The sequence below is a fragment of the Hyphomonas sp. ske169 genome, assembly GCF_056850855.1.
In genome coordinates this window covers 1304489-1328672 of sequence record NZ_CP096146.1, presented here as the reverse complement: position 1 = coordinate 1328672, position 24184 = coordinate 1304489, and the positions used below count along the sequence as shown (strand labels likewise).

Genomic DNA, 24184 nt, shown 5'->3' with positions numbered 1-24184 from the left:
ACAATGACAACAAGCGCAAAATCCGTTCGAGGTCTTGGAGCTGCTGGCGCAGGCACCCAGCATCACATTCGCCAGCGAGTGACAGCAGTGGCTCTGCTCTTCCTCGTGCCTTGGTTTATTTATTCGATCATCCATGCCTGCAAAGCAGGCTATGAGGGTGCGCTGGTTTGGGTGGCGCAACCGGTAAATGCAATTTTGCTAATTTTGACACTTGGTGCGGCGCTTTATCACATGCGTTTGGGGATGCAGGTGGTCATCGAAGACTACATCGCCAAGAGCGGTACCCGACAAGCGCTTCTGATTTTGAATACGTTTGCGGTGATTGCCTTGGCGGCAGCGACGATCCTGTCGGTGCTGAAAATCTGGTTCACGGCGGGCGCCTAAGGCGCGATCGCGGGAGAGGTAAGAGATGAGCGATTATAAATTCATCGATCACACATATGATGTTGTCGTTGTCGGCGCAGGCGGATCAGGTCTTCGAGCGGCACTGGGCGCCGCGCAAGCCGGTCTGAAAACAGCCTGTATTACAAAAGTCTTCCCAACCCGCTCGCACACCGTTGCGGCGCAAGGCGGGATTGCGGCGTCTCTAGGCAATATGGGCCCGGACGATTGGCGCTGGCACATGTATGACACGGTCAAAGGGTCTGATTGGCTCGGTGACCAAGATGCGATTGAATATCTCGCCCGTGAAGCGCCAGCGGCGGTTTATGAGCTTGAGCATTGGGGCATGCCGTTCAGCCGAAATGAGGATGGTAAAATCTATCAGCGTCCTTTCGGCGGCCACACGACAGAAATGGGCTCTGGCCCACCCGTCCAGCGCACCTGCGCAGCGGCAGACCGTACCGGTCACGCCATGCTGCACACGCTCTACGGACAGTGCGTGAAAGAAGACACTGAGTTCTTCATTGAGTATTTCGCGCTCGATCTGATCATGGACGAAGACGATATTTGCCGCGGCGTGACCGCGTGGAAGCTTGATGATGGCACATTGCACCGTTTCCGGGCGCAGAAAGTCATCCTGGCGACCGGCGGATATGGTCGCGCCTTCTTCAGCTGTACCTCAGCCCATACATGTACCGGCGACGGCAATGCCATGGTCCTGCGTGCTGGTTTACCGCTCCAGGACATGGAATTCATTCAGTTCCACCCAACCGGCATTTATGGCGCTGGTTGCTTGATCACCGAGGGTGCACGCGGTGAAGGCGGTTACCTCACCAATTCCGAAGGCGAGCGCTTCATGGAGCGCTACGCGCCAAGCGTGAAAGACCTCGCCCCGCGCGATATGGTCTCGCGTTCGATGACGATTGAGATCCGAGAAGGCCGCGGAGTCGGCCCAAATAAGGATCATATCTTCCTGCACTTGGAGCACTTGCCGGCTGAAACGCTCGCGGCGCGCCTGCCAGGTATTTCTGAGACCGCCAAAGTGTTCGCAGGCGTTGACGTGACGCGCGAGCCGATCCCGGTTCTGCCGACGGTCCACTATAATATGGGCGGCATTCCGACCAACTTCCACGGCGAAGTTCTGACCAAAAAAGACGGCGATCCAGACTCTGTCGTTCAAGGCCTGATGGCTGTCGGTGAGGCGGCCTGTGTGTCGGTCCACGGCGCCAATCGTCTGGGCTCTAACTCACTGATCGACTTGGTCGTGTTTGGCCGGGCAGCGGGTCTCCGCTGTGGGGCAACGCTTGAAGCCGGCGCCAGCCAGCCAAGCATTGATGACAAACAGACGGAAAGCCACTTGGCCCGTTTCGATCGCATCCGGAACGCGGATGGTGAGCACACTGTGGCTGATCTTCGCCTCGAAATGCAGAAAGCCATGCAAGACAATTGCGCGGTGTTCCGGACTGGCGATGTCCTGGACGAAGGCGTCGAGAAAATCGAAGCGATCAACAAGAAAGCGCCAGGCATGCGGATCGAAGATCGCGGCATGATTTGGAACACAGATCTGCTTGAAGCGCTCGAATTCGACAATTTGATCGGACAAGCCACAGTGACCGTGAATTCTGCGGCAAACCGTAAAGAAAGCCGCGGCGCCCACGCCCGTGAAGACTTCGATAAGCGCGACGATGAGAATTGGATGATGCACACATTGGCTTGGTCAAACGAGGCCGGTGAAGTGAACATCGATTACCGCCCAGTGCACAATTACACGATGTCGAACGAGATCGAATATATCAAACCCAAAGAGCGGGTTTACTAGGAGCAAGCATGGTACAGCTTACACTTCCAAAAGGCTCCGCGCCGAAAAAAGGCAAGACTTGGCCGAAGCCCTCAAGGGGCAAGAATGTCAAAAAATTCAAAGTCTATCGCTATAGCCCGGAAGAGGGCGGCAACCCGCGTTGGGACACGTATTTTGTCGACACCGATAAATGCGGCCCGATGATTTTGGATATCTTGATCTATATCAAGAACCATATCGACTCGACACTCGCCTTCCGCCGCTCTTGTCGCGAAGGGGTTTGCGGCTCCTGCGCGATGAATATTGGCGGGCATAATACGATCGCCTGTACGCGCGGTTGGGATGAGATTGCTGGCCCGCACATTACGATTGCGCCTCTGCCGCATCAGCCAGTCGTCAAAGACTTGGTTCCAGACCTGACCAATTTCTACGCGCAGCACGCTTATGTTCAGCCCTTCTTGAAAACTGATACGCCTGAGCCTGAAAAGGAATGGACGCAATCGGAAGAAGAGCGCGAGCATTTGGATGGCCTGTATGAGTGCATTCTCTGCGCGTCTTGTTCGACTTCATGCCCATCTTATTGGTGGAATGGCGACAAATATCTTGGCCCAGCCGCACTGCTACAGGCTTATCGCTGGTTAATCGATAGCCGCGATGAAGCAACCGGTGAGCGTCTTGATGACCTCGAGGATCCGTTCAAGCTCTATCGCTGTCACACGATCATGAATTGCGCGCAGGTCTGTCCGAAAGGCCTCAATCCAGCGAAAGCAATTGCGAAGATCAAACACATGATGGTTGAGCGCGTCGCTTAGGCTTTAGTTCTGAGCGTTTTTAGGCGCGCCAAGTGCCTGAAAGTGCCATTCTTTCATATTTCCGGGTATATTTGGCCGGCACATTGAGAAGCCTATTCTGGCCCTCTATGCGAGCGCTCCATTTGCTGAAATCCGTCGCGATCTGCTGGGCGGGGGCGAGCGCGAGTGTGCCGCCGCGCACGGGCATCATCCAACTTGCCATTTGTCTTTTATATTGCGTGTCACCGAGCCCAAGATGCAGTTCGGTTAGGCCTTCTTGGTCGGCCCACTCAGCAAGCGAGAAGAGCAGGGCGAGCCCTGGCTTCTGTTTGGCAAATTTGGCTTCATAGGCTGGGAACCAGTAATGCAAGACGCTCGCTGAGCGCATACAATAAGCAATCGCGGCGGTTTGATCCGAAATGCTGAGCGTCGAGAGCACCCCGCGGGCGCGGTCGTCGGTGCTTTTGAGAAGTTCGAGCAAGAGCGCTTTCGGCCAATCGAGCTTAAACAGATCGAAATGGCCAGCCCCGGCATACGCCTCGCGTTTCAAATCCACCAGCCGGTCAAAGCTCACCGTGTCGACGACGTCATGGCGGACTCGGACATCTGGATCGTCTAACAGCTTTTGAGCTTTGCGCCATTCGCGCCGAAAATTCGAGCTTTCACCGCTTCTGCCAGCTAGCCAGGCCTCATAGCCGCCACTCAGATCCATCACTTGATTGCCGCTACCATATTGGCCGCTTAGGCCATGTCGTCGCTGCTCGTAGGGAAGGGCTGAGAAAGCATATCCGCCAATGAATCGGCGTACGCGCGGATGGTTGAGGTCAAGAACGGCCTTTGGGTGAGCGATGATGCCGTGCAGATCATCCATTGTGCCAGCAACCGGTCGCGCGGTTCCGAATGGCCCTTTTCGAAACGGCCAATAGGCCGCTATCCGGCCATTCTCATAGAACCGAAGAACTTGAATGCCTGGCCGTGCCTGCTCGACAGCCTGAAAATAAGCATACGAAAAATAGGGGCTCGCGAGCGCAGGATCGGCGTTTTGGAACCTCGTCCATACGTCAACGTCCAATTCGGACAATTCGCGGAGTGGGAGATAATCTACACTGGAATGCATCTTGCACGAGAATCCCTGAATTTTGATCCCTCAGAGACGTATGATGGCAGATTTAGGTTATTTTTCTCAGAAGATTGGCGGCACAATCGATCGGGTTTTATGCGAAACGCTTGAAAAGCGTGAATATATACTGCCAGCGGGGCGGTTCGTAAGCTTCTGTTTTGACGATTTTCCAAAGTCGGCGGTTGAAAATGCGGCGCCGATGCTGGAAGCGCGCGATTGGCGGGCGACTTGGTATGTTGCCGGCGGGTTTCTCGGTAAAACCGAGCCACATTATGGCCAGATGTTCGATGATGCGGACCTGGTACGGCTGCAGCGCGTGGGACACGATTTTGGTTGTCACACATTTGATCACATCGATTGCCGAGACGCGTCGCCCGAAGAGATCGCGGCGCAATGCACAAAGAATATGGAATTTCTGGCCGAACGCGGCATCACCGATGTTGCCTCATTCGCGTATCCATTTGGGTCTGTGGATTTGTCGGCAAAACGGACGCTGGCCCCAGCCGGTCTCGCGCTGCGAGGCGTGAAACCGGGCCTAAACCGGGGCACGGTTGATCTGAACATGCTCAAAGCGTGCGGCTTACAAGTCGAAACCGGCGGCATTCAGCGCGCATTGCGCGATCTTGAAACATTGCGCCGCACTGATGGTTGGTTGATCATCTTCACCCATGATGTCCGCCCCGCGCCGTCCCATTGGGGCGCAACGCCACAAGATTATAGCCAGCTCCTACAAGCGGTTGAGGCGAGCGGGGTCGACGTCGTTACGGTTGGTGACATGGTTAAACGTGTTCGGCAATCCGCCGCGCCCGTGAACAGCGTGGAAGCCGCCTAAGAACGCTGAAAATCTAAGCTTATGGGCGCATGGTCAGATGGTTTCCAGCCGCCGCGCCACCCGAGATGGATTTTATAGCTTTCAAGATCAGCAAGCTCTGTCGCGGCTTGGCTCGTCCAAATATGATCGAGCCGGCGCCCTTTATTTGAAGCGGCCCAATCTCGCGCGCGATAGCTCCACCAAGAATAAAGGCGTTGATCGTCTTCATGAACATGCCGCGCAATATCGGTGAAGCCACCTTTTTTACGAGCCTTTTCAAGACTTTCAGTCTCAACCGGCGTGTGCGATACGATCTTTAAGAGCTGTTTGTGCGACCAAACATCATTTGGATGTGGCGCGATATTGAGATCACCAACCAATACCCGAGCCGCGCCATCTTTTGCCGATTTGCCATAATGCCGACCCAGACGTTTTACGAAGTCGAGCTTGTGCGCAAATTTCGGGTTCGCCTCTGGATCCGGCACGTCGCCGCCAGCCGGGAGGTAGATATTGTGCACTTCAATATCGCCCACCTTCACCGCATTCACCCTTGCATGACCTTCCCGGCAAAGCGCTGGTGTCTCCAAGATCTCAATCGGTTCGCAGCTTGCGATGGCAACCCCGTGATGGCCGCCGCGTTGGCCGTTAATCGCCAAATGTGGGAGCCCCATTTGTTTAAACGCCTTTTCCGGAAACTCCGCGTTTTGGCATTTTATCTCTTGAAAACAGACAATGTCCGGCTGTTGAGCCGCAACGAATGCTTCGATATTTGGCAGTCGCAAGCGAACAGAATTGATGTTCCAGCTGACGATTTTGAGGGGTGATTTAGACATATAGCTCGATAGGCAGACCTGTCTCATTCGTCAACGCGCCCGCCTGAGTGGTGGGGTAGACCCAGCACAACTCAGCAGGTTTTATTTTTAGTTTTCCAGCGGCGTGAATTTCAGCTTGGCGGCTTGCAGGGTCACGGTGCCAATATCGTCAGTCTCCGCTTCGATGCGGACCGGCACATGCGCGCCATTCGGAAGCGGCGCAAGCCACATGCGGAGCGGGCCATCAATTCCGGATAGATTATCCTTTTCCGCTTCGCCTTCTTTATAGCCAGCGACTTTATCCATTCGGATATGGCATTCAAATGCGCTGCCTGACCACGCCTCTGACTTCACCTGTTTCATACCGTGATTGGTCAGGTGCAAATGGGTCAGCTGGCGCCCGTCAAAGATTTTTAGCGGACCGCCGCAAGGGTCTTCGCCTTCCGCACGCGGTTCTAGTGCGAAGGAGATCAGCGCCGTCACAGGGTCTTTGGCCTCGAGGGCCTGTTCCACAGTCGCGGCGGGGTCGCCAAGGTTTCCGAATGTCGGGTTCGCCGTCATCTCGAAATTATCTTTGAGATATTTCATCTCAACCCGGCGGTTTTTCTTGCCATCCTTGTTCTGTGAAACGAAGGCATAAGTGTCGAGCCCATCCATTCGCGTGTAACCGGATGCGGCAATCTCGAGATCATAATTGACCAATATGTCGGCCAATCCAGTGGTCTTCACCTTACTCTTAATCGCGTAAGTATCCTTGTTCATCGTCACTCGGAAATTGGCTTTTCCGGTGATTGGCAGGATTAAGACCCAGGCGCTGGCTTTGATATTATACTCCATCTCCATCGGCTGCCCGGCCTCGATCTGCGCCAAGATATGCGGCTCAATCAATGCAGTGTCAGCGCCGGAAATGCTTGAGACGGTGAGCGATGTCAGCGCGGCAGAAGCAAGGAGTTTTTTGATCATGGCAGGGGGCCTCGTCGGAATTTCGAATTCACTAGATATATATCTGTATGGCGAAAGCTAGGCTGAACGGATGCGCCTTGGTTTTGCCTTGATTTTCACGGTTTTTTGCAAGCATCCAAGATAACAGCATTTTGGCCGCATCTGAATGCTTGACGTGCCCGAGATCGGCGCGTAATAGCCGCGCTTCGGTTTTAATCTAGACAATAAGCGAGCGACCCATGTCCCGCGTATGTGAACTTACTGGCACCGGCCCAATGGTCGGACACAATGTCAGCCACTCAAATATCAAGACCAAGCGCCGGTTTATGCCAAACCTGGTGAATGTCACGCTACATTCTGAAGCTTTGGACCAACGTTTCTCTATGCGCGTCGCGGCTAAAGCCCTCCGCACAGTGGATAAGCTTGGCGGTCTCGACGCATATCTCGCAAAGGCGAAGGACGATGTCCTTTCTGCGAAAGCGTTGAAAATCAAAAAGAATATCGCGAAGAAAGCTGAAGACGCCGCTTAAGCCGCGTCTCGCCTAAGAATTGAACGCGCTCTGCAGACCAGGGCGCGTTTTTTCGTACCCGGTTTGCGAAACTCTCAAAGCTGGCTAGGCTCTCCCGGCTATTGGGAGACAGCATATGAATCGTGTCATCGCCGTTCTGGCCGGGTTGAGCTTGGCCGGATGCCAGCCTGCTTCGTCACCAGCCCCTGCAACCGAAGCGCCAATTGAAACGTCCGCGTCGGCGCTCACCGTGTTTACGGGCGGGACGATTTATACCGGCATTGGAACAGAGACCGCCGAGGCCGTGACAATAGATGGATCCGGCCGAATCGTCGCGGTCAGCCCGCCCAGTTCGCAAGATTGGAGCGAGGATGAGGTCACGCTGATCGACTTGGACGGCGCGGTAATGTTTCCGGGCTTTGTGGATGGCCACGCGCATTTGCTCGGCATTGGCCAACGCGAGCTTACCCTGAATCTTGAAGGCACGGCGTCGGTGGCTGACCTCGTCGCGCGGATTGAGACCGAAGTTCAAGGCTTGCCAGCTGGCCAAGTCTTGTATGGACGCGGCTGGATTGAAACCGGTTGGCCAGAGGGACGCATGCCGCTGGCCAGCGATCTCGATACGGTCAGCCCAGATAATCCTGTCATCCTTGAACGCGCAGATGGACATGCTTTGGTGGCGAATACCGCGGCTTTGGTGGCAGGGGGGATCACCGACGAGACGCCGGATGTCGATGGCGGCCGGATCGAACGGGACGCAGATGGGAGAGCAACGGGGATTTTGATCGACAATTCGATGACGCAGGTTTTCGAACTGGTGTCGGCTCCGACACCAGAAGAAATCACTCGGTCTTACATTGTTGGATCCCAAGCTTATGCCAATCGCGGCTGGACCGGCATTCATAATATGAGTGTTAACCCTCGCGATGCGTCTTTATTAGAGCGTTTGGATCTTGAAGGGCGAATGCCGTTACGGCTTCACAATGCTTATGATCGCGAAGGGTTTGAGATTGCCGCCGACCGGGCGCATGAAACCGACACGATCTCAAACCGCTCTGTGAAGCTTTATATGGACGGCGCGCTCGGCTCGCGCGGCGCGCTGCTCATCGAGCCATATTCCGATCGCCCGAATACGAGCGGTTTGTCTCTGATGGAGCCCGAGGTTTTATCCGAGCTGTTGCAACGCGCGGCGAATGATAATGTTCAGCTTGCGATTCATGCCATCGGGGATCTCGCCAATCGGCGTATCCTGGATACGTATCAGGCTGGCGGATATGGCTCAGGCAATCGTTGGCGGATTGAGCATACGCAAATTCTGCATGCTGACGACATCGCGCGGGTAGGATCGCTTGGGCTGATTGCGTCCATGCAGCCAAGCCACGCGATTGGCGATCTTAAATTCGCGCCGGATCGATTAGGCCCGAATCGTTTATATGGCGCTTATGCGTGGCAGAGCCTGCTCCAGTCCGGGGCGGTCGTTCTCGGCGGGACCGATGCACCGGTCGAAATCGGGACGCCGCAAATTGAATTCTACGCCGCCGTGGCGCGGAAGGATCTTGAAGGGTTCAGCACCAAAGATTGGTATCCAGAGGAAGCGCTGAGCCGGGAACAGGCGCTCGCCTTGTTCACGACAGCGCCGGCCTATGGCGCATTTATGGAAGACGAACTCGGGACAATTGAAGTCGGCAAACTGGCAGATTTCACTGTCTTCGATCGCGATCTCATGACGATCCCGGACGCTGAAATCCTACAGGCTGAAACCGTAATGACCGTCGTTCACGGCGAGATTGTCTATTCAGCCGCCGAATAGACTTTCGTCGCGCCAAAGTGATCGAGCATTAGTTTGGTGATTTGCGGCAAAAAGCGTGGAGGGACGTCATGGCCCATGCCGTCAATGACTTCCATCCGCGCGCCGCGGACCAGCTTGGCGATGTCATAGCCGCCTTCGATGGGCACGAGTGGGTCAGCATTGCCGTGAATAACCAGGGTTGGCGCTTGGATGTTGCGCGTGTGTTTGCGGAAATCCCCTGAGGCGACAATCGCGGACATTTGTCGGGCAACGCCAGCAGGATTGTAGCCCCGATCATAAGAGCGGGTGATGCGATCACGCATACCATTGGTGTTCTGATCCTCGCCTGGTGTGCCGATCACACCAAAGGTCGCGACAGACTGATCGATAATCGCGTCGCGTGTTGTCGGTTGCGGTCCACTGCGGACCATTGCTTTCATCACCTCGCCTGAGGGGCGCGGCAGCTTTGGATTACCGGTTGTGGTCATAATAGCGGTCAGGCTCTTCACGCGGGTCGGCGCCATTGAGGCCACATGCTGACCAATCATCCCGCCCATAGAAATGCCGACCAGGTGCACCTGATCGAGCTTTAAAGTGTCCATCAGGCCCAATGTGTCTTGGGCCATATCCGCCAGCGCATAAGGGGTTTTCAGCTTGATCCCGATCCGGCGCAGCAGGATTTGACGCAAAATGCCCGGCGACTTTTCACCCGTATGATGATGTGACAGGCCAATATCGCGATTATCAAACAGAATGACGCGATAGCCGCCTTTGACGAGATCTTCGACCAACTCATCCGACCACATGGTCAATTGGCCACCCAGACCCATAATCATCAGCACAGTTGGATCTGTGTCGGCGCCAAATGTTTCATAGGCGATGTTGATGCCATTCGCGGTAATCGTGGGCAAAGCCAGCCTCCTCTACGTCTCGTTCCTCGGCGATTTAGGGGAAAGACCCAAATAAAACCAGGGCAAGGCAGGCTTAAACACAGCGCTTCCCCCAATGTCACACTTGGCGAGCGGCGCGGTTGTGATAGGTGACGCTTCTGAATGATTTGATGAAAGACGACCGCAATGACCGTGATGAGCGATAATGACGCCCTGCAGGGTATGAAGCCAACGGAAAAAATCGATGTTCGCGAGGTATTTGGCCTCGACACGGAAATGGTCGTGCATGGCTTTAAAGAGCGCACAGAATATGTGCCTGCCATCGACGAGTCCTACCGGTTCGACCCGCAGACGACATTGGCCTTGTTGGCCGGGTTTGAGCACAATCGCCGGGTCATGGTGCAAGGCTATCACGGCACCGGGAAATCAACGCATATTGAGCAAATCGCGGCGCGCCTCAATTGGCCAATGATTCGTGTAAACTTGGACAGCCACGTGTCGCGGATCGATATGGTTGGCAAAGATGCGATCGTCCTAAAAGACGGTGCGCAGGTTACTGAATTCCGCGAAGGGATCCTGCCATGGGCGCTGCAGCGTCCGGTCGCGATTACGTTTGATGAATATGATGCTGGCCGTCCGGACGTAATGTTTGTGATCCAGCGCGTGTTGGAAGCGAGCGGGAAACTGACGCTGCTCGACCAAAACCGTGTGATCGAACCGAACCCGTTTTTCCGCTTATTCTCGACGACAAACACTGTTGGTCTCGGTGACACAACCGGTCTCTATCACGGTACCCAGCAGCTCAACCAAGGCCAAATGGACCGCTGGAGCATTGTCACGACGCTCAACTATCTCGAGCATGATGCCGAGGTTGAAATTGTCGCGACTAAAGCCGGGGATGTGGATATAGAAACTCTGGGCAAAATGGTGACGCTTGCGGATCTGACGCGAAACGCCTTCATGAACGGTGATCTCTCGACCGTGATGAGCCCGCGGACTGTGATCACGTGGGCGGAGAATTTCGCGATCTTTAAAGATCTCGGACATGCGTTCCGGATGACCTTCCTCAACAAGTGCGATGAGCTAGAGCGGCCCTTGGTGGCTGAAATGTATCAGCGCTGCTTCGCCGAAGAATTGCCCGAAAGCGCGCTCATGGTGCGCGTGGCCTAGAGCGAAAGCGCTGTAACCGCGGCGCTTTTCACGAATATTTATCCAGTCAGGTCTATGGTCGGCCATTCCAAGGTTAGACCAAGGCCCGTTCATGCTGGACAAATATTTCCAACCCAAGCCCGCGTTTCTGTTCGTCTTGTTGATGGCGAGCATCCAATATTTGATGTTTGCGAAATTCATGTTCTGGCCGTCTGGAGATTTTGTGCCGGGCGGTGATTTTGTGGTCTTTTGGCCAGCGGCGCAGGCGATTTTGGATGGCAATATGATCGGGCTTTATGTCGGCGACGGCATGCATGATGCGATGCTGCAATATTATCCCGAAGGCGCCGTCGAACAGCTCTATTGGCAATATCCGCCGCACGCGGGGTTGCTGTTTAGCCCGGTTGGGCTGCTGCCATTTACGGCCGCCTACATATTGTGGTTTGCAGTGGGTGTTGCGGCGCTCGCCGGGGCGCTGACCGTTGCCAATGTTGACCGGCGCGCAATTGCTGTTATCGCGCTCACCAGCCCGATCTTCCTGGCTCTGATGACCGGACAGATCGTTCTGTTCATCACCAGTTTGATGCTACTAACTGTGTTTTGGGCGAAATCACGCCCGATCTTGGCTGGACTCGCAGCGGCGCTGCTGACGATTAAACCGCAGCTTGGGATTTTTCTCCCCATCGTTTTCATAGCTGGCGGTCATTGGCGCGCATTTGTCTCGGCAGCAGTGTTCAGCCTTGCGCTTTGGCTCGGATCGGCGGCCGTTCTCGGCGTAGAAACGTGGATCGCCTTCTTTGAGCGTCTCGGCGTGGCGTCAGACTTGGTCTCTGAAGGCACGATGCCGTATCGCAAGATGCTGAATATTTACGCCGCCAGTAGCTACGCCATGTTGCCGCAGATCGTTGCCTACGGGATCGCTGCAATCGCTGGGCTTAGCGCTTTGGTCATCATGGTTTGGACCTGCCGGAAGACCGAAGATCCGCGCTGGCGCTATGCCGTGCTGGCGACCGCCACACTGCTGGTGACACCCTATTCTTGGTACTATGAACTGGCTTTAATTCTGCCCGCGATTTGGTTTGTGCTGGAGCACGGTTATCGCAAAGGCTGGCTTGCTTATGAGCGAGAGCTGGTGGCGATTCTCTTCGTCTTAGCCGTTTCTTTGCCGGGCCCAGCGCTGAAGGCCGGCGTCTCCTTGCCGTTCCTGATTATGCTTTGCGCAAGCGTCGTTATTGCGCGGCGGGTTCGGTTTGAACTGACAGGTAAGCCGTCCTCTATGCTGTCTGACCAGGATCTCGCGCCTCAGGGTGCCCAAACGGCAGGCTAAACTCGCGCCTGTGACAAACAGCACGAAGATCTGAATTCGCCTTCGCAAATCGCCTTGCGCGCGCTAAGTGACGCGAATGAGCAAAACTGACGACGCCCCTTTCGAGCTGTTTAAGCAAGCTTTGGCCACGACGGCTAAGGCGATGAGCCAAACGCGGGATGTCGAAGTGTCGTTTTCCGGCGATGGCCCTCGGGCTGAACCAGACCGGATCGTCTTACCCCCGCCGCCGCGCGATCTTGCACCTGAGCTTGCGGCCCGGGCGCGTGGTGAAGCCGACGCCACGGCGCTTCGGATGGCGCACCATGACGAGGCCTCGCATGCGCGACTGCGTCCGAGCAGCGAGGTTGGGCGGCAGGTCTATGAAGCCGCTGAACGCGCGCGGATCGAAAGTATCGGCGCCCGCGCGATGGATGGCACGGCCGATAATCTCGATGCGGCTTTGGCGGCGCGCTGTGAGAAAGCTGGCTATTCCCGCATGGAAGATCGCCAAGAAGCGCCGCTCGCGCCGGCTGTTGAATTTCTCCTACGGGAACGTCTGACGGGACGAGCACTCCCAGCCGAAGCCGAAGGGATCGCCGCGCTCTGGCGCGATGAGGTCAATTCGCGCGGCACCAATACGCTCGAAAAACTGGTCGATCAGCTGCATGACCAGGAAGCCTTTGCGAAGACGATCCAAGAATTGATCCGAGATCTCACAAAAGGCGATGAGGTCAGCGACGATCAGGGCGAGCAAGACGAGGAATCTCAAGAAGAAACCGAGCAGAGCAATCAAGAAAACTCCTCCGAAGATGGCGAGTCCGGTGAAGAGACCGAAGGCGCTACTATGGAGGAGGTCGAAGCCGGCGATACTGAGGACATGGAAGGCGAGGAGACCAATGTTTCTGTCGATGCCGATGTCGATATGGACGCTGACGATAATCCTGAAGACACCGATGATGGCACCAAGCCGCTGCGTCCAAACTTTCGCGATGGCGATGACGCGCAACGCTTTGTCGATAAAGCCTTCACCACCGCCAATGATGAAGTGGCCCAAGCCCCAGACCTTTGCGATCCAGAAGAGCTCACCCGGCTGCGGGCGTATCTCGATCACCAGCTCGAAAGCTTGCAGGGCGCAGTCTCGAAGCTTGCGAACAAACTACAGCGCCGCTTGATGGCGCAGCAGAACCGCTCATGGTCTTTTGACCTCGAAGAGGGTGTTCTGGACACTGCGCGCCTAACCCGAGTGATCACCGACCCAACGGCGCCGCTGAGCTTTAAACAAGAAGATGACAGCAATTTCCGCGACACAGTCGTAACGCTGCTGCTCGACAATTCTGGATCGATGCGGGGACGCCCGATTATGGTCGCGGCATTGTGCGCTGATATCTTGGCGCGAACGCTAGAACGGTGCGGGGTAAAAGTTGAGATCCTTGGCTTCACCACAAAAGCCTGGAAAGGCGGGCTTAGCCGCGAGGACTGGGTCAAAGGGGGCAAACCAGCTGGGCCAGGGCGCCTCAATGATCTTCGCCATATCGTCTATAAATCAGCCGATGCCCCGTGGCGGCGCGCGCGCAAGAATCTCGGATTAATGATGCGCGAAGGCCTGCTCAAAGAAAACATTGATGGCGAGGCATTGCTTTGGGCGCATGATCGCCTGATGGCGCGCTCCGAACAGCGCAAAATCATGATGGTGATCTCCGATGGCGCGCCAGTCGATGATTCAACGCTGTCTGTAAATGTTGGCAACTACCTGGAACGCCACTTGCGCCAAGTGATTGAAGAGCTTGAGACGCGCAGCCCGATTGAATTGATTGCCATTGGCATCGGTCATGATGTCACCCGCTATTACAAACGCGCGGTGACGATTGTGGATGCCGAACAGCTTGGTGGTGCAATGACGGAACAGCTCGCAAGCTTGTTTGATGAAAATGGCGAAGCGCCGAAGCCAGAAGCGATGGCTGTGCCGCCACTGACCCGAGAAACCGTGCGTCCCGGCGGCGCGACGAGTGGAGCGGGTGCGGGCGCGCCGCGCTATGGCGGTCCGAAAGTCGGATCCGGCCGCGATGTTCGCCGCACGCGGATGTAATTCCTTCATCATCCTGCCCTAATCGTGCGGTTAAAGCGGCTCGAAAGAGGTTTCCGATGCGTTTTATTTCGTTGATTTCGCTCACCGTTTTGGGCGCGTGTACCGCGGCTGAGGTGCAACCAAGCGCCCCCCTGCAAGAGGCTGCGTCGGCACCGGTTTGGTCTTTCTCAGAGCAAGCAGCCGGGTTGCGTGCGCAGTCTTGCCCGGATGGCGTCGCGTTTCGCCGCGCCGATCCGGTCGATATCAAAGTCATTGAAGCAGAGCGCGGCTCGGCTGAGGCGCGGGATCTAAATCTGAGCGGGATGAGCCTGACCGGCGCTTGGCATCTTGAGGCGAAAGGCGGTTTTGGCGGGCTTTCCGGTCTTGCTGTGATGCGCTCAGGCTCGCTGCTGGCGATTGCGGACAATGGCAAATTTGTTTGGATCAGTATCGACCCTGAGACTGGCGCGCCTGATGGGATTGGGTCCATGGCTTATATGCATGATGGCGAAGGTCATGTTTGGTCCAACAAGCTCGCCGCCGATGCTGAGGGTTTGGCGTTTCGCGATGGATTGGCGTTTGTGAGCTTTGAGCGCGATCACCGGGTTGAGGCGTATGATCTCGAGAGTTGCGGTGCTGCGGCGCGCGCGGCCCTCGTCGCAAGGCTTGATACCGTCGTGGACGGGCATGTGATCGGGGATAATCGCGGGCCCGAAGCCTTGGCGCTTGCCGGAGATCAACTCGCGCTTGGGTTTGAATCGTATGGAGCTGGCGGATCACCAATTGGGGAACTCAACCGGGACGGAACCCTCTCCAATGTGCGTCGTACCAGCCAGCAGGTTATGTATTTCCTGACCGGGATGGATCACAAAGACGATCACACCGCGATGATCTTTCGCGCTTATGATCCGGTGCGCGGCGCGCGCGGCATCATGCAGGTGAAATCTGATGGTGATACGATTGCCGAGGCGGCGCTCAAATCGCCGCTACCAACCGATAATTATGAAGGCATTGCGATCGGCAAAGCACCGAACGGCGCAACGCGTATCTGGCTGATCTCGGATGATAATTTCAGCAACAATCAGCGCACTTTGTTGCTGGCATTAGACTTAGACGACGCATCCTGAAATAGAAGCCTATGGGGCATGATCCTATTTTCTGGGCTGTGGCGGTTTTTTCCGTCCTGATCACGGGCGTCTCGAAGGGCGGTTTTGGTGGCTTGGCGCTCATCGCTGTCCCATTGATGGCGCTCGTTATCTCGCCGGTGCAAGCCGCAGGCATCATGCTGCCAATCTTGATCATTATGGATTGGGTTGGCGTCTGGACTTATCGCAAATACTGGGATCGCAAACTGCTCTTCCTGACGCTGCCGGGGGCTCTATTGGGAATTGCCGCAGGCGGGTTCTTGGCGGGTTATGTCGATGATCAGGCGGTACGGATTGTGGTTGGCGTCATCGCAGTCGTTTTTCCGATCTATGCCCTCGTGAAGCCGACGGGGGGCGATGCGTTTATCCAGAATAATCGACCACTGGGGCTGATCTCAGGCACAGTGGCGGGGTTCACGAGCTTTGTCGCGCATGCAGGCGGCCCGCCTTATCAAGCTTATGCGATCCCGCAAGGCTTGGACAAACGAAACTATGCCGGCACGGCGGTAATGTTTTTCTTTGTGGTGAACTTCATCAAAGTCATACCCTACGCGATGCTTGGCCAGTTTGATCAAACCAATTTAACGACATCGCTGATCCTGATCCCGATTGCGCCATTTGGGGTTCTGTTTGGCGCATGGCTCGTCAAACACATCGACCAGACGCTGTTTTATCGCATCCTCTATGCGTTGATTTTCAGTGTTGGATTGAAACTCCTATGGGACGGGTTTGCCTAGTCGCCTTTAATCACGTCAACCAGCGCCACTGCTTCATAGCTTGCCCAATCAGCTTCGCCTTCGATCTTACCGATTTTAAGCCCGGCCTTGTCATAGAGGATGGTCGTCGGGAATCCGCCGCCCGCGCCCATATCATAGACCACGTTCCACCCGTCTGGCCCGTCTGCAAGCTTGTAGAACTCAAGCACACCGCCGGAGAGTTCCCGCAGACGCTGTTTAGCGTAATCGGTGTCTTCCGGGGAATCCACGCTGATCGCGATGACTTTGAACGCGTCATCACCGCGGGAGGTCTCCAGCGCCGCTAAGGAGGGCATCTCGCGTTCGCAAGGACCGCACCAGGTTGCCCAGAAATTCACCAAGATCGCTTGGCCTTGAAAGTCCTGTAAAGTCAGGCTGTTGCCCTCATTGTCGACGAAGGGCGCGGTGGCGCCAAGGGCGCCGCGATCGGTTAAATCCAGCTTTGCCATCGCGCCGGTGGCGAGTTTTGCCACAGGGTCGCGGTTACTTCCCTTTGAACTGGCGCTAAAGACGGCGTAAAGCAGCGCCAGTACGATTCCGGCAAACATGGTCGGGATGGCGATGCGCAAGAAACGATCCATGGGGCAATGGGCCTCTGAACAAAAACAAGACGAGACAGCGATATGGCGAGTGACAGTTCAAAAGGCCAGAAGATGTGGGGGGGACGCTTCGCCGCACAGCCCAGTGACATTATGCAATCGATCAATGCCTCGATCGATGTCGACAAGCGAATGGTGCGTGAAGATATTGCAGGATCGCGCGCTCATGCCGACATGCTGGCTGAACAGGAAATCATTTCAGCCAAAGACAATGAAGCCATACAAGGTGGGCTTGATCAGATTGTTGACGAGGTTGAAGCCGGAACCTTTCCATATCGTGTCGAGCTGGAAGACATTCACATGAATGTCGAAGCGCGACTGAAAGAACTGATTGGCGAGCCTGCAGGCCGCCTCCACACTGCACGCTCTCGCAATGACCAAGTGGTCACAGATTTCCGCCTCTGGACCCGCGGCGCCCTGACTGAAGCGCGTCGCAGCTTGAAAACACTGCAACGCGCCATGGTGAAGCTGGCGGGCGAGAATGCCGACACGGTAATGCCGGGCTTTACGCATTTGCAAACCGCGCAACCGGTGACGCTAGGCCATCACTTGCTGGCCTATGTAGAAATGATGGAGCGGGATCGCACCCGGATGGATGATTGCGCGCGGCGTCTGAATGAATGTCCGCTTGGATCCGCTGCGCTGGCGGGAACCGGGTTTACGATTGATCGCGACGCGACTGCTGAAGCGCTCGGTTTCTATCGCCCGATGGCAAACTCTTTGGATGCCGTCTCGGCTCGTGATTTCGCGCTGGAAGCCCTGTCGGCGCTGTCTATCGCCGCGACGCACCTCTCGCGCCTCGCTGAAGAGATTGTGCTTTGGACCAGCGCGCAGTTCGCCTTTGCAAAACTCTCAGATGCTTGGTCGACGGGGTCTTCGATCATGCCGCAAAAGCGCAATCCGGATGCAGCTGAGCTGATCCGGGCAAAAGCCAGCCTGATCACGGGGCAGTTCTCGGCTTTGCAAGGCGCGGTCAAAGCGCTTCCGCTCGCCTATGCGAAAGATCTGCAAGACGATAAGCAGCTCACCTTCGCCGCTTTCGACACATTCAGTCTCTGCGCCGCGTCCATGGCGGGAATGATGGAGACGATTTCGTTTAATCGCGACAATATGCGGGCGGCGGCTGCGAAAGGCTTCTCAACAGCGACTGATCTAGCCGATTGGCTGGTGCGCGAGCTGAAAATGCCGTTCCGGGATGCGCACCATGTAACCGGATCCTTGGTCGCGAAGGCTGAGGAAAAAGGATGCGATTTGCCGGAGCTTAGCCTCGAAGACATGCAAGCTGTTGAACCACGGCTAACAAATGACGTATTTTCGGTGCTGACTGTTGAAGCATCCGCGATGAGCAGGCAAAGCTATGGTGGAACTTCGCCGGTCCGCGTGGCCGAACAAGTAGAACAATGGACCCAGCGCCTCGGTTAGGCGCCCGAAAAGGAGCGATCCGCATGAGACAAGTGATTAAAACGGCGTTGGCAATGTCGGTCCTGGCTGGCCTTGCTGGGTGTGGTCTTCGAGGTGATCTGGAACGTCCACCGCCAATCTTTTCTGAACCGCCAACCGAAGAAGCGCAGGTGCCGGTTGATTCTGCGGCGATATTCGCGGTGGCTGAAATCGACGAAGATAAAGTCTATTACAATTCACTTGGCGGCGAGATTCCGAAACCTGCCCCCGCGACCGATGTTGAAGAAGATAGTATGGGGGAGGTCAGCCCCGGCTGATAATCGCCTTTGCATCACTTTAACTATGAGCAAGGCCGTCTTCACTGCGAAGGCGTCGACCTGAATGAGGTCGCTGATCAAGTCGGCACCCCCGTCTATATCTACTCAACCGCGACGTTGCGGCGCCATGCGCGCGTGATTGCGGCGGCCTTTGAGGGCATGGATTGCTTGATCGCCTATTCGGTCAAAGCGAATGGCAATTTGGCGGTTCTAAAAACACTGGCGAGCGAAGGTTGCGGCGCGGATGTGGTGAGCGGTGGCGAGCTACGCCGGGCGCTGGCAGCGGGTATTCCAGCAGAGCGCATCGTGTTCTCTGGCGTCGGGAAAACCCGTGAAGAAATGGCCTTGGGCCTCGAGCATGGTATCCACCAATTCAATGTTGAGAGCGGGGCAGAGCTGCTCGCGCTGTCTGAAGTCGCTGCAGGATTGGGGAAAAGCGCGCCGGTCGCTTTGCGGGTAAATCCAGATGTCGCCGCAGGCGGACACCCAAATATTTCGACCGGGAAATCTGGCGACAAGTTTGGGGTGCCGTGGACCGATGCGCCTGGGCTTTACGAGCACATGAAGTCGCTGCGTGGTGTGAAAGCTGTTGGAGTCGACGTGCATATCGGCTCGCAAATTGGCGAACTAGCCCCAATGCGCGCAGCGTTTGAAAAGACGATTGGACTGGTCAAACAGTTGCGAGACTCCGGACATGATCTCACCCGCATCGATCTCGGCGGCGGGCTCGGGATTCCGTATCAAGCCTCAGATAACCCAGCGCCGCCGTCTGATTATGCCGCGATGATCCATGACGTGACCAAGGATCTCGGCTTGCAAGTCGTGCTCGAGCCAGGTCGCGTGATTGCGGGTAATGCCGGGGTTATGGTCACCGAAGTGCTCTATCATAAGCCCGCGCCAGATCGGACATTTATGATCGTGGATGCGGGTATGAATGATCTGATGCGCCCTGCGCTCTACCAGGCACATCACGATATTGTACCTGTCGTTCAACCCGCCGACGAAACTGTACAAGTTGAGTATGATATTGTCGGGCCGATCTGTGAGTCGACGGACAAGTTTGCTGCAAAGCGCAGCATGCCACCGGTGGAGCCTGGCGAGCGCATTGCCTTTATGTCATCTGGGGCCTATGGCGCCGTGCTCTCAAGTCAGTACAATGCAAGACCGCTCGTGGCGGAAGTGCTTGTCGATGGCGACCAATTCGCTGTGGTGAGACGACGCCCGAGTTTTGAACAGATGATTGAATTGGAGCAATTGCCCGATTGGCTGACCTAAACCGCATTCCCGGCACCAAACGCCTGATTGACCTGACCTATGGGCGGCTCAGGCGGTTGGAGTTGTGGCGGGCCTGGTGGCCGTTTCTGGCATTGGTGACTGTCTTCGTCATCGCGGCGATTGGCGGCGGCTTTGAGCGCGCACCGGCAGGTCTTGCCGCGATCGCTGCTTTAATTTTCTTTGTAGGCGCTCTGATTACAGGCTGGCGCGGGTTTTCGCGCTATCAAAGCCCAAGCCGCAAACAGGCGATCACTGAGCTCGATCAACAATCGGATCTACGACCGCTCGCATCGCTCGCCGACCGTCCGGCGCGTCCTGAAGTTCAAGGCGTTCGCTTGTGGCGCGCTCATGAAGAACGCCTCACGGATGCAGTCCGGCGGCTAAAAGTTCCTAATTTCAGTGCGGTTTGGCCGAAGCTTGATCCGCTTCGGTTGCGGATCATCCTGCCGCTGGCCTTGGCAGGCATACTTGCCCTCAATTTCGATCAAGCTGGGTCGCGGCTGAGCCAGGCGTTTAACCCAGATTATGGCAGCCTGTTTGGTGCGGAAAACGTGCGCATTGAGGCCTGGATCGCGCCGCCGGAACATACCGGCCGAGCGCCAATCTTCCTAAAGGCGGATCAAACCGAAGCGCGCGTGCCAAATGGTTCGGTTATGACGCTTCGCGTTCAAGCGCCGTCCGCGCCTAAATTGCGGGTCAAATCCGCGGCGGGACGCGAGACAATCCGGTTCGAAGCCACACCGGATGGGGCTTTTGAGGCGGTTGCGACCGTCTCGGCAAACAGCACCATTTCCGTTCATTGGTGGGGCGAGCGAAAGGCCTGGACGATTTTCACCTCGCCGGATGCGCCACCAGAGGTTCAATTCGTCGACCTTCCTGTCTTGGGCGAGGGGGATCGCACCGAGTTCAGTTGGACGGCGAGTGACGATTACGGTGTGTCCAAGCTCGAGCTTGCGATCAAACCCGATGGAGAGGCGCGGGAGCCAGATCTCGTCCCGGTCGAATTGGGCGGTGTCAGCCCGCGCGAGGTCGAAGATGAGTCTAAGCTTGATCTGACGCGCAATCGTTGGGCAGGCGCGCGGGTCGAAGTTTGGCTGATTGCTACAGATGGCGCCGGGCAAACCGCAACCAGCGACATTCATCGCTTTAAGCTGCCTGAAAAACTGCTTCTGCAGCCGCTGGCCAAAGCTATCCAGGACGTGCGTGTCACCGTCCTTCGAGAAGACAATGCGTATGGGGAAATCGAACCCGCCACGGATTCAACGCAAGCTGGTGCCTATTATGTCTCCGCCACGCAGCGCCTGGAAACCGCGCCCGCTGGGGTGCAACGCGGCGCGATTATGCTTGAGGCGGTCACCTATAAGGCGCCGCGCTATTTCAAAGATGTATTGGTCTATTCTGGCTTAGAAACCGCGCGCTATGCCCTAGAAGCGTCGGTCTCGACCGATGAAGCAAAATCGACCGAACCGTTGCTTTGGTCGCTCGCTTTGCGCGCGGAATATGGCTCCGCTGCTGATGCCTATGCGGCGCTGATGGCGGCGAAGAAAGCGCTCGAAGATGCGCTTCGCGACGGCGCCAGCGAAGAAGAAATCAAACGTCTCATGGAGGCGTTTAAACAAGCCGCGCAGCGCTATATCGCCGCCAAAATGGCGGAGGCACTGGCGAACGGGCTGGAGTCCGCGCCGAGCAATGAAGACAGCGCAGAAGGCCCAGGCGGCTCTGGCCTCGGCGGACAGGGCTTTGCTGACATGCTCGATGCGTTGGAAGATCTCGCTGAAACAGGTGCGACCGACCAAGCGCGGCAATTGCTGGCCGACATTACAAACATGCTCGAGAATTTGGAATTCCAGCAAGGATCAGGTTCTGGCGAAGGCTTCCCCGGATTGCCTGGAGAGGGCGGCGAGGGCGACGATGAGGATCTGCCGCAAGAAGAACGCGAAATGAGCGAAACGCTCCAAGAGCTTTCTGATCTTCTGCGCGAACAGCGTGAGCTCAATGACGAGACTCTGGCCGAGCAGCGCGGCGAGCGCGGTCAGCAATCTGGCAATGGCGAGCCGGGCTCGAATGGCCAGCCCGACACTGGGTTTGGCGAAGGCGAGATGCCGGACTGGATGCAAGGCGAAGACGGCGAATCCCTCGCCGAACGTCAGCGCGATTTGGCGAACCGTTTAGAAGAGCTCGCTGAAAATGGCCTCGGAACCGGTGAAGAGGGCGATGGCGAGGGCGGTGGCCTGGTCGATGAAGATGTCGCTAATGCAATCGAACGCTCTCAGCGCCGGGCTGGTAACGCATTGGAAGACGGCAATACAGGTCGAGCCATCCGCAACCAAGAACAGGCCACGCGGCAACTTAGGGAGCTCGCAGAAGGGCTCGCGGAGGCGCTCGATCAAGCTCAAGCCGATCGGGTTGGCGATCCGCAGCAAGCTGGACAGAATGCTGCGGACCCATTTGGCCGATCGCCGATGGGCGGCGTTGATGACAGCAATAGTGTCGACGTACCGGATGAAGCTGAACGGCAGCGCGCCAAGGATATCCTTGATGAGCTGCGCCGCCGCTATGATGAAGCCGTCGATGAAGACGAGCGAGAATACCTCGAACGGCTACTCGACCGTTTCTAGGGGTTTGATGAATTTGAGCGTCATGCGGTCGGATTCACCAATCGCGGTATAGATGTCCGCATCAAAATCTTCTGGGGCGTTGCCTTCGCGATCCGTCGTCCGGCTGACCGGCGGCAAGGTCCAAACGCCAAATGGGTGATCGGCCGTGTCGTCTGGATTGGCGTTGATTTCGCTGCCTTCAACAAATTCGAAGCCGGCGGCTGCTGCCATAGCTTTGACGAAGTCTTCGTGGACATAACCTGAGGCTGCGCGGGGGTCTTGCTCAGAGCTAGAGGGCAGGCGATGCTCAACAACACCAACAATCCCGCCTGGTTTTAGCGCGGCATAGGCGTCGGTGAAGAATTTCGCGGTATAGTCATTACCCATCCAGTTGTGGACGTTTCGGAACGTGAGTACGGCATCGACGGTTCCCGCTTCGGCCAGCGGGCCGGATTCTGCTGAAAAAGCGCTATAACCGAGCGTTCCGAACAGATCCGCGTCCGCCTCATAAACCGCTTTGAAGTCTGCGATCCGCTGCTCAATCCGAGCCAAACGTTCGCCTTCGAACACGTTTACGTCCCAGACCGCTGCGATCAGTTGTCCATCTCCCGACGCCAAATATGGGGCAAGGACATTGGTGTACCAGCCGCCGCCCGGCCAGATTTCGACCACGGTGTCGGAAGGTTCAATCTCGAAGAATGCCAGGGTTTCTGCGGGATTTCGCCAATTGTCCCGGGCTTTTTCATCATCGCTGCGCCAATCGCCGCTCACAGCATCAGAGAGGCTCATTGGCCCCGCTTCAACCACCTCAACCGCTGGCGGTGTTTCGGCTTCAACAGGCTCTGAAGGGGCTTCATTTCCAGCTGAACAGGCTGCCAAGAGCAGGGCACTCGCGCTCATCATCCAAATCGTCTTCATGTTTTTGCTCCGAAAAAGGGTTGAATCATTCTGTACGCGTTTCCACATAGCTTGTGTCGCGGCGCTGCCAAGCAGGTTGTGACCGGAAATTTCGCCAGTGCCGATGGTCGGGCTGGGTCAACGAAAGGTCCGAACCTCAAACCTCTCGGCTTTTGATGATCGCCGAAGGACACAGTTGCTAGTGAAAGGACTGTACCCATGAGCACGATTGATCTCACCCCCCTTTATCGCACCATGGTTGGCTTTGACCGAATGGCCAACATGATTGATAGCGCGGCTCGCCTCGATGGCGCGCAAGGCTATCCACCTTATAATATTGAGCGTGTCGCAGATGATGAATTTGCGATCGAGATTGCTGTCGCCGGATTTGGCGAAGAAGATCTCGACATTGAAACCAAAGATGGTTTGCTCACCGTCGCGGGCCGCAAAGCGCCAGCTGGTGAAGACCAAGAAGAGCGCCAATTCCTCCATCGCGGCATTGCGGAGCGCGGATTTTTGCGCCGGTTCCAACTCGCTGATCACGTGATTGTGACGGGCGCCGAGCTCCGTAACGGGCTGTTGCGGGTCGAACTGGTCCGTGAGCTGCCGGAAGCGAAAAAGCCGCGAAAGATCGAAATTGGCGCGCCGACCAAAGGCACTAAGCCCAAACTGATCGAAGGCAGCGCTGATGCCGCATAGGCAAATTCTATAGTTTAGGTGTTGAGCCCCGGACCAGTTTGGTTCGGGGCTTTGCTTTATGTGGGTCGCGGTGCGGCTTCAGGTTTCGAAGGGGCTGCAATTTCTATCTTGTTCTGGCGCGCTATTCATGTAAACT

At 56.3% G+C, this 24184-nt stretch carries 22 protein-coding genes; 16 read left to right on the top strand and 6 right to left on the bottom strand.

Features of this window, described 5'->3' with window-relative positions; all coding sequences use genetic code 11:
* Positions 1–3 precede the first annotated feature (3 nt).
* Genes sdhD through MY069_RS06325 form a run of 3 tightly spaced genes read left to right on the top strand, consistent with a single transcriptional unit; the run spans position 4 to position 2991 of the window.
* Positions 4–384 (top strand): succinate dehydrogenase, hydrophobic membrane anchor protein, encoded by a 381-nt coding sequence (gene sdhD, locus MY069_RS06335; protein ID WP_482796227.1) that lies wholly within the window; start codon positions 4–6, stop codon positions 382–384.
* Positions 385–409: 25 nt separating this feature from the next.
* Positions 410–2200, top strand: coding sequence for a succinate dehydrogenase flavoprotein subunit (gene sdhA, locus MY069_RS06330; RefSeq protein ID WP_482796226.1), 1791 nt, complete (start codon positions 410–412; stop codon positions 2198–2200).
* Between the two features lie 8 nt (positions 2201–2208).
* Positions 2209–2991, top strand: a complete 783-nt coding sequence (locus MY069_RS06325) for a succinate dehydrogenase iron-sulfur subunit (protein ID WP_482796225.1) — start codon at positions 2209–2211, stop codon at positions 2989–2991.
* Positions 2992–3010: 19 nt separating this feature from the next.
* Here the strand turns inward: MY069_RS06325 and MY069_RS06320 are convergent, their stop codons facing one another.
* Positions 3011–4087, bottom strand: coding sequence for a GNAT family N-acetyltransferase (locus MY069_RS06320; RefSeq protein WP_482796224.1), 1077 nt, complete (start codon positions 4085–4087; stop codon positions 3011–3013).
* Between the two features lie 43 nt (positions 4088–4130).
* Here MY069_RS06320 and MY069_RS06315 point away from each other — a divergent pair, with 43 nt between their 5' ends.
* Positions 4131–4922 carry a polysaccharide deacetylase family protein gene (locus MY069_RS06315; protein ID WP_482796223.1) on the top strand — a complete coding sequence of 264 codons (792 nt, stop codon included), beginning with the start codon at positions 4131–4133 and terminating at the stop codon, positions 4920–4922.
* Here MY069_RS06315 and MY069_RS06310 read toward each other — a convergent pair.
* Together MY069_RS06310 and MY069_RS06305 are read right to left on the bottom strand one after the other, a co-directional pair.
* A complete protein-coding gene (locus MY069_RS06310; RefSeq protein ID WP_482796222.1) occupies positions 4919–5734 on the bottom strand; it encodes an exodeoxyribonuclease III in 816 nt (271 codons plus the stop codon). The two genes, MY069_RS06315 and MY069_RS06310, sit on opposite strands and share 4 nt — an antisense overlap.
* Positions 5735–5821: 87 nt before the next feature.
* Positions 5822–6676 (bottom strand): DUF3108 domain-containing protein, encoded by an 855-nt coding sequence (locus MY069_RS06305; RefSeq protein WP_482796221.1) that lies wholly within the window; start codon positions 6674–6676, stop codon positions 5822–5824.
* Positions 6677–6894: 218 nt separating this feature from the next.
* On the opposite strand from MY069_RS06305, the gene rpmB reads away from it, so the two are divergent.
* Entirely contained in the window at positions 6895–7185 is a 291-nt protein-coding gene (rpmB, locus tag MY069_RS06300) for a 50S ribosomal protein L28 (RefSeq protein WP_482796220.1), read from the top strand.
* Positions 7186–7300: 115 nt separating this feature from the next.
* Positions 7301–8974 carry an amidohydrolase gene (locus MY069_RS06295; RefSeq protein WP_482796219.1) on the top strand — a complete coding sequence of 558 codons (1674 nt, stop codon included), beginning with the start codon at positions 7301–7303 and terminating at the stop codon, positions 8972–8974.
* On the opposite strand, the gene MY069_RS06290 is transcribed toward MY069_RS06295, so the two are convergent.
* Positions 8956–9864, bottom strand: coding sequence for an alpha/beta fold hydrolase (locus MY069_RS06290; RefSeq protein ID WP_482796218.1), 909 nt, complete (start codon positions 9862–9864; stop codon positions 8956–8958). The genes MY069_RS06295 and MY069_RS06290 overlap by 19 nt on opposite strands.
* A 165-nt stretch (positions 9865–10029) precedes the next feature.
* Between MY069_RS06290 and cobS the strand changes: the two genes are divergently transcribed.
* From cobS to MY069_RS06265, 5 genes are all read left to right on the top strand, one after another.
* Positions 10030–11013, top strand: coding sequence for a cobaltochelatase subunit CobS (cobS, locus tag MY069_RS06285; RefSeq protein ID WP_482796217.1), 984 nt, complete (start codon positions 10030–10032; stop codon positions 11011–11013).
* A gap of 91 nt (positions 11014–11104) precedes the next feature.
* On the top strand, positions 11105–12319 hold the full coding sequence (locus MY069_RS06280) for a glycosyltransferase family 87 protein (RefSeq protein WP_482796216.1): 1215 nt from the start codon (positions 11105–11107) through the stop codon (positions 12317–12319).
* A 76-nt stretch (positions 12320–12395) separates the two neighbouring features.
* Positions 12396–14384, top strand: a complete 1989-nt coding sequence (cobT, locus tag MY069_RS06275; protein ID WP_482796215.1) for a cobaltochelatase subunit CobT — start codon at positions 12396–12398, stop codon at positions 14382–14384.
* A gap of 56 nt (positions 14385–14440) precedes the next feature.
* Positions 14441–15490, top strand: a complete 1050-nt coding sequence (locus MY069_RS06270; RefSeq protein ID WP_482796214.1) for an esterase-like activity of phytase family protein — start codon at positions 14441–14443, stop codon at positions 15488–15490.
* 11 nt (positions 15491–15501) lie between these two features.
* Positions 15502–16245: a sulfite exporter TauE/SafE family protein gene (locus tag MY069_RS06265; protein WP_482796213.1), complete on the top strand. Its 744-nt coding sequence runs from the start codon at positions 15502–15504 to the stop codon at positions 16243–16245.
* On the opposite strand, the gene MY069_RS06260 is transcribed toward MY069_RS06265, so the two are convergent.
* Positions 16242–16844: a TlpA family protein disulfide reductase gene (locus MY069_RS06260; RefSeq protein ID WP_482796212.1), complete on the bottom strand. Its 603-nt coding sequence runs from the start codon at positions 16842–16844 to the stop codon at positions 16242–16244. The two genes, MY069_RS06265 and MY069_RS06260, sit on opposite strands and share 4 nt — an antisense overlap.
* Before the next feature lie 42 nt (positions 16845–16886).
* Here MY069_RS06260 and argH point away from each other — a divergent pair, with 42 nt between their 5' ends.
* Genes argH through MY069_RS06240 form a run of 4 tightly spaced genes read left to right on the top strand, consistent with a single transcriptional unit; the run spans position 16887 to position 22473 of the window.
* Positions 16887–18284, top strand: coding sequence for an argininosuccinate lyase (gene argH / locus MY069_RS06255; RefSeq protein ID WP_482796211.1), 1398 nt, complete (start codon positions 16887–16889; stop codon positions 18282–18284).
* A gap of 23 nt (positions 18285–18307) precedes the next feature.
* Positions 18308–18580 (top strand): LPS translocon maturation chaperone LptM, encoded by a 273-nt coding sequence (gene lptM, locus MY069_RS06250; RefSeq protein ID WP_482796210.1) that lies wholly within the window; start codon positions 18308–18310, stop codon positions 18578–18580.
* A 9-nt stretch (positions 18581–18589) separates the two neighbouring features.
* Positions 18590–19855 carry a diaminopimelate decarboxylase gene (gene lysA, locus MY069_RS06245; protein WP_482796209.1) on the top strand — a complete coding sequence of 422 codons (1266 nt, stop codon included), beginning with the start codon at positions 18590–18592 and terminating at the stop codon, positions 19853–19855.
* Positions 19843–22473, top strand: coding sequence for a DUF4175 domain-containing protein (locus MY069_RS06240; protein ID WP_482796208.1), 2631 nt, complete (start codon positions 19843–19845; stop codon positions 22471–22473). The genes lysA and MY069_RS06240 overlap by 13 nt, the downstream gene beginning before the upstream one ends.
* On the opposite strand, the gene MY069_RS06235 is transcribed toward MY069_RS06240, so the two are convergent.
* Complete coding sequence (locus MY069_RS06235) at positions 22456–23370, bottom strand: class I SAM-dependent methyltransferase (protein ID WP_482796207.1); 915 nt, start codon at positions 23368–23370, stop codon at positions 22456–22458. The genes MY069_RS06240 and MY069_RS06235 overlap by 18 nt on opposite strands.
* A gap of 198 nt (positions 23371–23568) precedes the next feature.
* On the opposite strand from MY069_RS06235, the gene MY069_RS06230 reads away from it, so the two are divergent.
* Complete coding sequence (locus tag MY069_RS06230; RefSeq protein ID WP_482796206.1) at positions 23569–24048, top strand: Hsp20 family protein; 480 nt, start codon at positions 23569–23571, stop codon at positions 24046–24048.
* The last annotated feature ends 136 nt before the right edge of the window (positions 24049–24184 follow it).

Excerpts from the sequence above, each read along its gene's own strand:
- sdhD (WP_482796227.1), top strand. The coding sequence starts at position 4 with ATGACAACAAGCGCAAAATCCGTTCGAGGTCTTGGAGCTGCTGGCGCA.
- sdhA (WP_482796226.1), top strand. The coding sequence starts at position 410 with ATGAGCGATTATAAATTCATCGATCACACATATGATGTTGTCGTTGTC.
- MY069_RS06325 (WP_482796225.1), top strand. The coding sequence starts at position 2,209 with ATGGTACAGCTTACACTTCCAAAAGGCTCCGCGCCGAAAAAAGGCAAG.
- MY069_RS06320 (WP_482796224.1), bottom strand. The coding sequence starts at position 4,087 with ATGCATTCCAGTGTAGATTATCTCCCACTCCGCGAATTGTCCGAATTG.
- MY069_RS06315 (WP_482796223.1), top strand. The coding sequence starts at position 4,131 with ATGGCAGATTTAGGTTATTTTTCTCAGAAGATTGGCGGCACAATCGAT.
- MY069_RS06310 (WP_482796222.1), bottom strand. The coding sequence starts at position 5,734 with ATGTCTAAATCACCCCTCAAAATCGTCAGCTGGAACATCAATTCTGTT.
- MY069_RS06305 (WP_482796221.1), bottom strand. The coding sequence starts at position 6,676 with ATGATCAAAAAACTCCTTGCTTCTGCCGCGCTGACATCGCTCACCGTC.
- rpmB (WP_482796220.1), top strand. The coding sequence starts at position 6,895 with ATGTCCCGCGTATGTGAACTTACTGGCACCGGCCCAATGGTCGGACAC.
- MY069_RS06295 (WP_482796219.1), top strand. The coding sequence starts at position 7,301 with ATGAATCGTGTCATCGCCGTTCTGGCCGGGTTGAGCTTGGCCGGATGC.
- cobS (WP_482796217.1), top strand. The coding sequence starts at position 10,030 with ATGACCGTGATGAGCGATAATGACGCCCTGCAGGGTATGAAGCCAACG.
- MY069_RS06280 (WP_482796216.1), top strand. The coding sequence starts at position 11,105 with ATGCTGGACAAATATTTCCAACCCAAGCCCGCGTTTCTGTTCGTCTTG.
- cobT (WP_482796215.1), top strand. The coding sequence starts at position 12,396 with ATGAGCAAAACTGACGACGCCCCTTTCGAGCTGTTTAAGCAAGCTTTG.
- MY069_RS06270 (WP_482796214.1), top strand. The coding sequence starts at position 14,441 with ATGCGTTTTATTTCGTTGATTTCGCTCACCGTTTTGGGCGCGTGTACC.
- MY069_RS06265 (WP_482796213.1), top strand. The coding sequence starts at position 15,502 with ATGGGGCATGATCCTATTTTCTGGGCTGTGGCGGTTTTTTCCGTCCTG.
- MY069_RS06260 (WP_482796212.1), bottom strand. The coding sequence starts at position 16,844 with ATGGATCGTTTCTTGCGCATCGCCATCCCGACCATGTTTGCCGGAATC.
- argH (WP_482796211.1), top strand. The coding sequence starts at position 16,887 with ATGGCGAGTGACAGTTCAAAAGGCCAGAAGATGTGGGGGGGACGCTTC.
- lptM (WP_482796210.1), top strand. The coding sequence starts at position 18,308 with ATGAGACAAGTGATTAAAACGGCGTTGGCAATGTCGGTCCTGGCTGGC.
- MY069_RS06235 (WP_482796207.1), bottom strand. The coding sequence starts at position 23,370 with ATGAAGACGATTTGGATGATGAGCGCGAGTGCCCTGCTCTTGGCAGCC.
- MY069_RS06230 (WP_482796206.1), top strand. The coding sequence starts at position 23,569 with ATGAGCACGATTGATCTCACCCCCCTTTATCGCACCATGGTTGGCTTT.